The organism is Streptomyces sp. A 4/2, from assembly GCF_940670765.1.
Taxonomy (GTDB): domain Bacteria; phylum Actinomycetota; class Actinomycetes; order Streptomycetales; family Streptomycetaceae; genus Streptomyces.
Genome location: NZ_CALNVW010000015.1, coordinates 40,981 through 47,885, shown reverse-complemented (window position 1 = coordinate 47,885; position 6,905 = coordinate 40,981). Strand labels below are relative to the sequence as shown.

8 protein-coding genes are annotated in these 6,905 nt (G+C 64.8%); 4 read left to right on the top strand and 4 right to left on the bottom strand.

What is annotated here, in order from left to right; all coding sequences use genetic code 11:
* A partial coding sequence (locus NBY69_RS09650) for a hypothetical protein (protein ID WP_250299885.1) occupies positions 1-304 on the top strand: 304 nt, incomplete at its 5' end.
* A gap of 76 nt (positions 305-380) precedes the next feature.
* Here NBY69_RS09650 and NBY69_RS09645 read toward each other — a convergent pair.
* Positions 381-1,088, bottom strand: a complete 708-nt coding sequence (locus NBY69_RS09645; RefSeq protein ID WP_250299883.1) for a hypothetical protein — start codon at positions 1,086-1,088, stop codon at positions 381-383.
* Positions 1,085-2,458: a putative T7SS-secreted protein gene (locus tag NBY69_RS09640; protein WP_250299882.1), complete on the bottom strand. Its 1,374-nt coding sequence runs from the start codon at positions 2,456-2,458 to the stop codon at positions 1,085-1,087. The genes NBY69_RS09645 and NBY69_RS09640 overlap by 4 nt, the downstream gene beginning before the upstream one ends.
* A 227-nt stretch (positions 2,459-2,685) precedes the next feature.
* On the opposite strand from NBY69_RS09640, the gene NBY69_RS09635 reads away from it, so the two are divergent.
* From NBY69_RS09635 to NBY69_RS09625, 3 genes are all read left to right on the top strand, one after another.
* Positions 2,686-3,288 (top strand): hypothetical protein, encoded by a 603-nt coding sequence (locus tag NBY69_RS09635; RefSeq protein WP_250299880.1) that lies wholly within the window; start codon positions 2,686-2,688, stop codon positions 3,286-3,288.
* 299 nt (positions 3,289-3,587) lie between these two features.
* Positions 3,588-4,142: a peroxiredoxin gene (locus tag NBY69_RS09630; protein WP_250299878.1), complete on the top strand. Its 555-nt coding sequence runs from the start codon at positions 3,588-3,590 to the stop codon at positions 4,140-4,142.
* A gap of 12 nt (positions 4,143-4,154) precedes the next feature.
* Positions 4,155-4,688 (top strand): alkyl hydroperoxide reductase, encoded by a 534-nt coding sequence (locus NBY69_RS09625; RefSeq protein WP_250299876.1) that lies wholly within the window; start codon positions 4,155-4,157, stop codon positions 4,686-4,688.
* Between the two features lie 56 nt (positions 4,689-4,744).
* Here the strand turns inward: NBY69_RS09625 and NBY69_RS09620 are convergent, their stop codons facing one another.
* Positions 4,745-5,509 carry a hypothetical protein gene (locus NBY69_RS09620; protein WP_250299875.1) on the bottom strand — a complete coding sequence of 255 codons (765 nt, stop codon included), beginning with the start codon at positions 5,507-5,509 and terminating at the stop codon, positions 4,745-4,747.
* The gene (locus tag NBY69_RS09615; protein WP_250299872.1) at positions 5,506-6,870 is read right to left on the bottom strand and encodes an AI-2E family transporter; all 1,365 of its coding nucleotides are present in this window, start codon (positions 6,868-6,870) and stop codon (positions 5,506-5,508) included. Before NBY69_RS09615 ends, NBY69_RS09620 begins: the two co-directional genes overlap by 4 nt.
* Positions 6,871-6,905 lie beyond the last annotated feature (35 nt).

Here is a 6,905-nt window from a genome sequence, read left to right as displayed (position 1 = left end):
AGTGTCCTTCTTGAGGTTCTTTGGCGACCAAGTCAAGGAGATGGCCCACACCCTGGAGAACAGCGGCGGCCAGATGAAGAGTGCGTCCAGGGAAATGGCCCGCACAGACTCGACGCAATTAGGCCACGAGGGACTAGAATCCGCGTGCAATGATTTCGCGGGCTCATGGGACTACGGCTTCGGCCAACTGGCTAAGCTGACAAAGGGTGTGTCTAAGTTCGCGAACAAAGCTTCCGAGGAATTCACGAGGCTCGACCAGAAGCTGTACGACGAGCTCAAGAAGTCCCGCGAGGGCAAGGGGTAGAAAATAGTCGAGGCCCCTCATCTTCCAGTGAACGGCGAGACGAGGGAACTCTCCGAACTAGAGAAGAGCTCGTCTCCTACTCCGCCTCTGGGGAATCGAACGACAGAGTTCGGCCGATGTGTGCCAACCTCTCGCCGTAGGAGTCCAACAAAAAGACTGATGGCGTGGCAATCGTGACATAAACGATGTAATTCCTTGGCGCTGGGATAACAAGTTGCAGTGATGCCACCGGAAGCACCATCCCCGGCAAGGTCTCATCGCTGGTTGGCAGTTTGAGAGACCGCAAAGAGGTAGACATGACCCCCGGCCCAGAGGGCAGCTTGGCGGCGAGAAGCATGTCTTGTGGCCCCTGCGTACCTTTCCCCAACTCATAGTCGACTTCTTGCAGCGGAGCCCCGCCTTCACCGAAGAACTTCTGTTCCTTCGCCCGGTAGATACCTTCAGCAGTCATGAGCTGATCACTGTGATCGCTGGATCGCACGGACACCGCCAGCAGACCCATGGACAGCCGGCCTTCGTCACCCACCTCTTCAATGCCCAAGCACATCGCAGTGAGGATCACTGACTGTTCAGCCTCGCCTGAAAGCTGCGGCAGCTGGCCACGCAACTGCTGGCTGGCAGCATTTCGTTGCTCGTCGTCCGCTGCCGGCAATAGCTCCCTCATCACCTCATCCCACCCGTCGGATGCAGTGGGGTCAGGAAGGCAGGTGAACTCCTCCGGGATCTCATAGCGGAACGCATAAGGAATTCGGCGCGGTTGCATTTCTGCCACTTGCTGGATCATGCGACAGGCACCGCCTGAGTAGGCTGGATACCTTGGGCGAAGCTGTTTCCCGTGGCACTGAGTGTTGAGTTGGAGTCTGGTTGCGGCCCCATGAGCCCGGGGGCCTCAACTCTTTTCCCAGGCTGGTCCTGAAATACACCTAGGAACGGTCCAATGACTGGGATATCATTTCCCTTGAATTTCCCATCGGACCATCTGGTATCGGTCATATTCGAGCCGAATGCAAAAGCCGCTCCCGATACCGTGGCCGTAAAGTCAGTCGCCTCACCAACGGCGTTTTGCGCAAATCCCTTACTGTATTGCACCCACCCTCTGGCGGCCTGAGCGTATCCGCGCCCTGAGGCTTGGATGCCTGACTTGATCGTCTTCAGTCCGCCCTTGGCCATGAAGCCTTCACCTGCACGCAGCGCTCGACCACCGGACACGGCTTCACTACCGGCTTGCATTGCTTTGCTTCCGACCCTCGCCAGCTTGGCCCCGCCGAGGCTGGCGCCGCCAGCGACGACTCCCAGCGTGTCCCAAGCCAAGGTCTTCCATGTGACGTCCTTGCTTCCCAGCGCCATGGCGAGGCCATGCGCACCCAAGGCGCCCGCACCGACGAGGAAGCTCACCATTGCCAACCCAGCGATCTCTCCAACACCAGGAAGAAGGCAAATCAGGGCGACAACGGCAAGCACCATCGCGACATCCGCAAGGACGTCGCCTATGAGTGCCCAGAACTTTGGGTCGGTGAGCAGATCGGCGACGTTGTCCAATACCTCGCCGATGTCGTGAACGAGCCTGTCGAACCAACCAGGCTTGGGAGGCGCGTCATCCGCGGCCCCCTTGATCAATCGACTGGTGTCGTCGCCAGCAGACGAGTACTCCGCGTACAGGGCATGGGCCCGATTACGCACATCGTCCAAGTCAAAGCTGGCCGAGTCGTACGCCGACTGCTTGCCCTTCTTGTCTTTCTCGTGCTCCTCCTTCTCCTTGGCCGACATATGAGACACGTCAACCGGCATCTGGTCCAGTTCGCCCCTCGCTGAACTCGCCTTCTGGGCAGCTGTGGCACCCTCCTCCTCGAGCCTGCGAGCACGCGTCTGGAATCCACTCAGGCTGCTTTCCCAAGTCGACAGCGCCCTATGAGCAGTGCTCAACGAGTCAAGGGCCTTCTCAAGGTAGGGAGGAATATTTGCAACTGAGTCAGAGAACGCATCGGCGGACTTGCCAACCCAAATTGCGTCAGACGTACCCAGCTTGTTCAGATGGGTCTGAGCCTCGCCCCCATGATGAGTAACTTTGCCCACTACGGCCACCAGCAGACGTACAGTCTCCAGGTCTCCTGGTGCCGGGTCGAATCCCAGGTTCGGGTACTTCTCGGAACCCATTATCGAGCTCACTCCCCCCGCTCGCTGCCTGTGGGCGCTTCACGAACAAGTCCCCACCGCAGTAGTCCACTTCAATGCTTCCGCCGTCGCCCACTCCCCTCCCAGGCATCGCCGTGATGCACTGCCACATCGCCTGGGCGGTTGAGGTACGAGCTGCGGTGCAATCGCTACCTTCGCCATGAAACCATGGCGACAGCCGGGAGTTCAGGGAATGAAGGGAACTGATAATGATACTGCGGAAGTACTTCAGTGAGCTCCTCGAAGACGGCTCTCAGAACGTGCAGATGCACACGTTGATCAACCCCTGGCGCACCAAGTCCCAGTTGGCGGCCTACGCCTACATTGCCGAGCAGTACGGCTACCGCTACATGGGGCTGGCCCCCTACTCCTCGTCCGGACGAAGTTTCCCCATCTTCGGTTTCCGTCGCCTGCCCGACGCCGAGGAACGCGCCAGGCGCACGCAAGAGCAGTACCCGCACCCGCTTCCGAACGGCCCGTTCCCGGGAATGCTGGAGGGGGGCGACGGCCTCACTCCTCGCCCTGACGTCCGGCCGGAGGTGGACCTCTTGCACGCGAGGATCCAGGTGGACCTCCTCGGCGGAATCGGCAAGAAGCGCCTCTGGCGCCTGGCTCTCGCCGTACCCCTCGGCCTCTTCCTTGCCCTCCTGATCAGAGGGATTACTCCGACCTCGGCGCTGGTCGCAGGTTGCATCTCGCTGGCCTACATCCTCTACCTGTGCGCGGTACGAATTCCCATGCGCCGCAAGCTGGCCAAGTACCAGCGGATGCTTCAGGCGGCAGGCATCGCCTGGCCGCCAACCGATAGCTGACACCCTGCACCCACCGGACAGCGAGGCGACCGGCGAGCACCGATCATCGAAGTCTGCCCATCGACCCGACCAGGGCGCCCGCGTTCGCCCGCCGCCGCGGCCACTCCTGGCAACGGGGTCGTCCGCGCGCCTGCCTTACTGATCTTTCCCGGCTCTCGTCAACGCCACCCAATAAGCACATCCGATCAATCAGTGCGGCATGTGCTATTTCTGTGATCAATGGATGCTGTGTCACTCTGTAATCCGTCCAACCCTCAGGAACGCCCCAAAAGGGAATTCCTCCGCTGCAAGGAGAGTTCGTGCTCACTGTCGGTGACCAGTTTCCCCAGTTCGACCTGACTGCTTGTGTTTCGCTGGAGAGCGGCAAGGAGTTCGCGCAGATCGACCACAAGACCTACGAGGGCAAGTGGAAGATCGTCTTCGCGTGGCCGAAGGACTTCACCTTCGTGTGCCCGACCGAGATCGCCGCTTTCGGCAAGCTGAACGACGAGTTCGCCGACCGTGACGCCCAGGTCCTCGGCTTCTCCGGTGACTCCGAGTTCGTGCACCACGCCTGGCGCAAGGACCACCCGGACCTCACCGACCTGCCGTTCCCGATGCTGGCCGACTCGAAGCACGAGCTCATGCGTGACCTCGGCATCGAGGGTGCTGACGGCTTCGCGCAGCGCGCCGTCTTCATCGTCGACCAGAACAACGAGATCCAGTTCACGATGGTGACCGCCGGTTCCGTGGGCCGTAACCCCAAGGAGGTCCTGCGGGTCCTCGACGCCCTGCAGACCGACGAGCTGTGCCCCTGCAACTGGACCAAGGGCGAGAACACCCTGGACCCGGTCGCGCTCCTCTCGGGCGAGTGAGCTGATCTCCGGATGTCACTCGACGAACTGAAGTCCGCCGTACCGGACTACGCCAAGGACCTGAAGCTGAACCTCGGTTCGGTGATCGGCAACAGCGACCTGCCGAAGCAGCAGCTGTGGGGCACCGTCCTCGCCTGCGCCATCGCGTCGCGGTCGCCGAAGGTGCTGCGCGAGCTGGAGCCCGAGGCCAAGGCGAACCTCTCCCCCGAGGCGTACACGGCGGCCAGGTCCGCCGCGGCCGTCATGGCGATGAACAACGTCTTCTACCGGACCCGGCACCTGCTGTCGGACCCCGAGTACGGGACGCTCCGTGCGGGTCTGCGGATGAACGTGATCGGCAACCCGGGCGTGGAGAAGGTCGACTTCGAGCTCTGGTCGCTCGCCGTCTCCGCGATCAACGGCTGCGGCCAGTGCCTCGACTCGCACGAGCAGGTGCTCCGCAAGGCGGGCGTGGACCGCGAGACCATCCAGGAGGCCTTCAAGATCGCGGCCGTCCTGCAGGCGGTCGGCGTGACGCTCGACTCCGAGGCCGTGCTGGCCGAGTAGGCAGTACGTGTGTGTGGCGAGGGGCCCCGTCGGCAGCGTCCGGCGGGGCCCCTCGCTCATTCGGTCCGTCGGTGTTTGAGCCGGTCCATCAGGGCGCGCATGTCGGCGATCATCTGCGGCTGGAACGCTTCCATGTCGGGGGCCACCGGCTCGGCCAGCTTTGCCGGGTCGTCTTCCTGGTCGTAGTTGTAGGTGACGGACAGCATCAGGGTGAGCTCGACGGACCCGTCGCGCACCTCCAGCTTGGGCAGGGCGTCGGTCCCGTCGTCGAAGGTGGCCAGATACGCCTCGTCACCCAGCCCCGGCACCTCCTCCACCTTGCTGGGACCGGCATCCGCGAACCACTCCCGGCTCCGGCTCTGCGCCTCGAACTCGGGCGCGGGATCGACTTTCCGGTGCAGGGAGACGGTGACCTCGGCCTCGTAACTCACCCTCGGTGTGCCCCGTTTCCGCTGCGACCCGTCGCTCGCGGGGGTCAGGCGCACATGGCAGCTGGCCAGGTCGAGGGCGCGGTTCCGGCTCCCCCAGTGGGAGTCGTCCGACCGCTTGCCCAGTTCGCCGGAGAGTGCGGTGAGCCGCACGTCCTGGCAGAGGTCCAGGCCCATCGAGTAGCCGCGGGTGTCGGGCTGTTCGTCGTGCTGGAGGCGGTACGCGTACAGCGCCCCCGCCCACACCACCGAGGCCATCAGTACCCCGCCCAGCGCCCAGCGCCAGGGCCGGGGCGGACGCGGTTCCCGGGGCTCCCTCGCTGCGGAGCCCGTCAGGACGTCCGTGCCGGGGCTCGACCCGAAGTCCCCCACTATCTCCGGCTCGGATATCACGCCGGGTCCTCCAGCGCGGACCCCGTCCCGGCGTCCGGCCGTGGTTCGCTCTCCGGCCGGGGCGGGGCGGTCCCCGCCGGTGCGTGCGCCGTGGGCGCCGTTCCGATGGCCTGGTCCCTGCCGTACGCCCGGAGGTAGCCGACCACCGTGTTGGTGACCGCCACCAGTGGAACCGCCACCACCGCGCCGCCGATGCCGGCGATCATGCCGCCCGCCGCGACGGAGAGGACCACGGCCAGCGGGTGGACCCGGACCGCGCGGCCCAGGATGAGCGGCTGGAGCACGTGCCCCTCGATCTGCTGCACGGCGAGGACGACCACCAGCACCATCAGCCCGGTGAACACGCCCTGCGTCACCAGCGCGACGACCACCGCGAGAGCTCCGGACATCACCGCACCGACCAGCGGGATGAACGCGAAGAGGAAGATGAAGACGGCCAGCGGCACGGCCAGCGGGACATCCAGGAAGAAGAGCCCGAGGCCGATGAAGATCGCGTCGATCAGCGCGACTATCACCGTGCCGCGCACGTACGCGGTCAGTGTCCGCCAGGCGCGCGGCCCCGCGCCCGCGACTCCGGGACGGGCCTGGGCGGGGACGAGCTTCAGCGCCCACTGCCAGATGCGCGCCCCGTCGTACAGCAGGAAGAGCGTCGAGAACATCGCCAGGAGCATCCCGGTGAGTATCTCCATGATGACGGTGACGCCCTGGAGTCCGGCCGAGGTGATCTCGTTGGTGTTGTGGCCGATGCTGTCGCTCAGGCTCTTGGCGACTTCGTTGATCTGCTGTTCGGTCACGTGGAACGGGCTGTGCAGGAGCCAGCGTTTGAGCTCCTGGATGCCGTCCTGGACGCGGCTGGAGAGCGAGTCGAGGTTCTCCATCACCTGCCAGACCACGAACCAGCCGACCAGGCCCATGACGACGAACCCGAGGATCGCGGTCAGCGCGGTGGCGAGCCCGCGTGGCAGCCCGGCCCGGCGGAGCCTGGCAACGGTCGGCTGGAGCAGTGCGGTGACGAGCAGTGCGCCGACAAAGGCGAGGACCACGAGCTGGATGGCGCTGATGACCCGCATCAACACCCAGAGCGTGCCTGCCAGAACGAGCAGCCGCCAGCCGGCCTCCGCCGCGACGCGTACGCCCCACGGAACGGCGGCGACGGGGTCGGGCCGGGCCGCGACGGCCGGGGCGTAGTCCGGGGGCGGCGGGACCTGACCGGGGGCGGCGTGATGGTCCTCGGCTTCGCCTGCCTCCACGGCTCGCACCCCGTGGGGTTCGTCGGCCTCGGCCTTGCGCTCCTCCAACCGCTCGCCCAGGTGGGTCAGTTCGGACCCCACCCGCTCCAGCCAGTCCGGCAGCTTCGACATCCTGGTCCTCTCCCCCGCCCGCTTGCCTCCGGAGC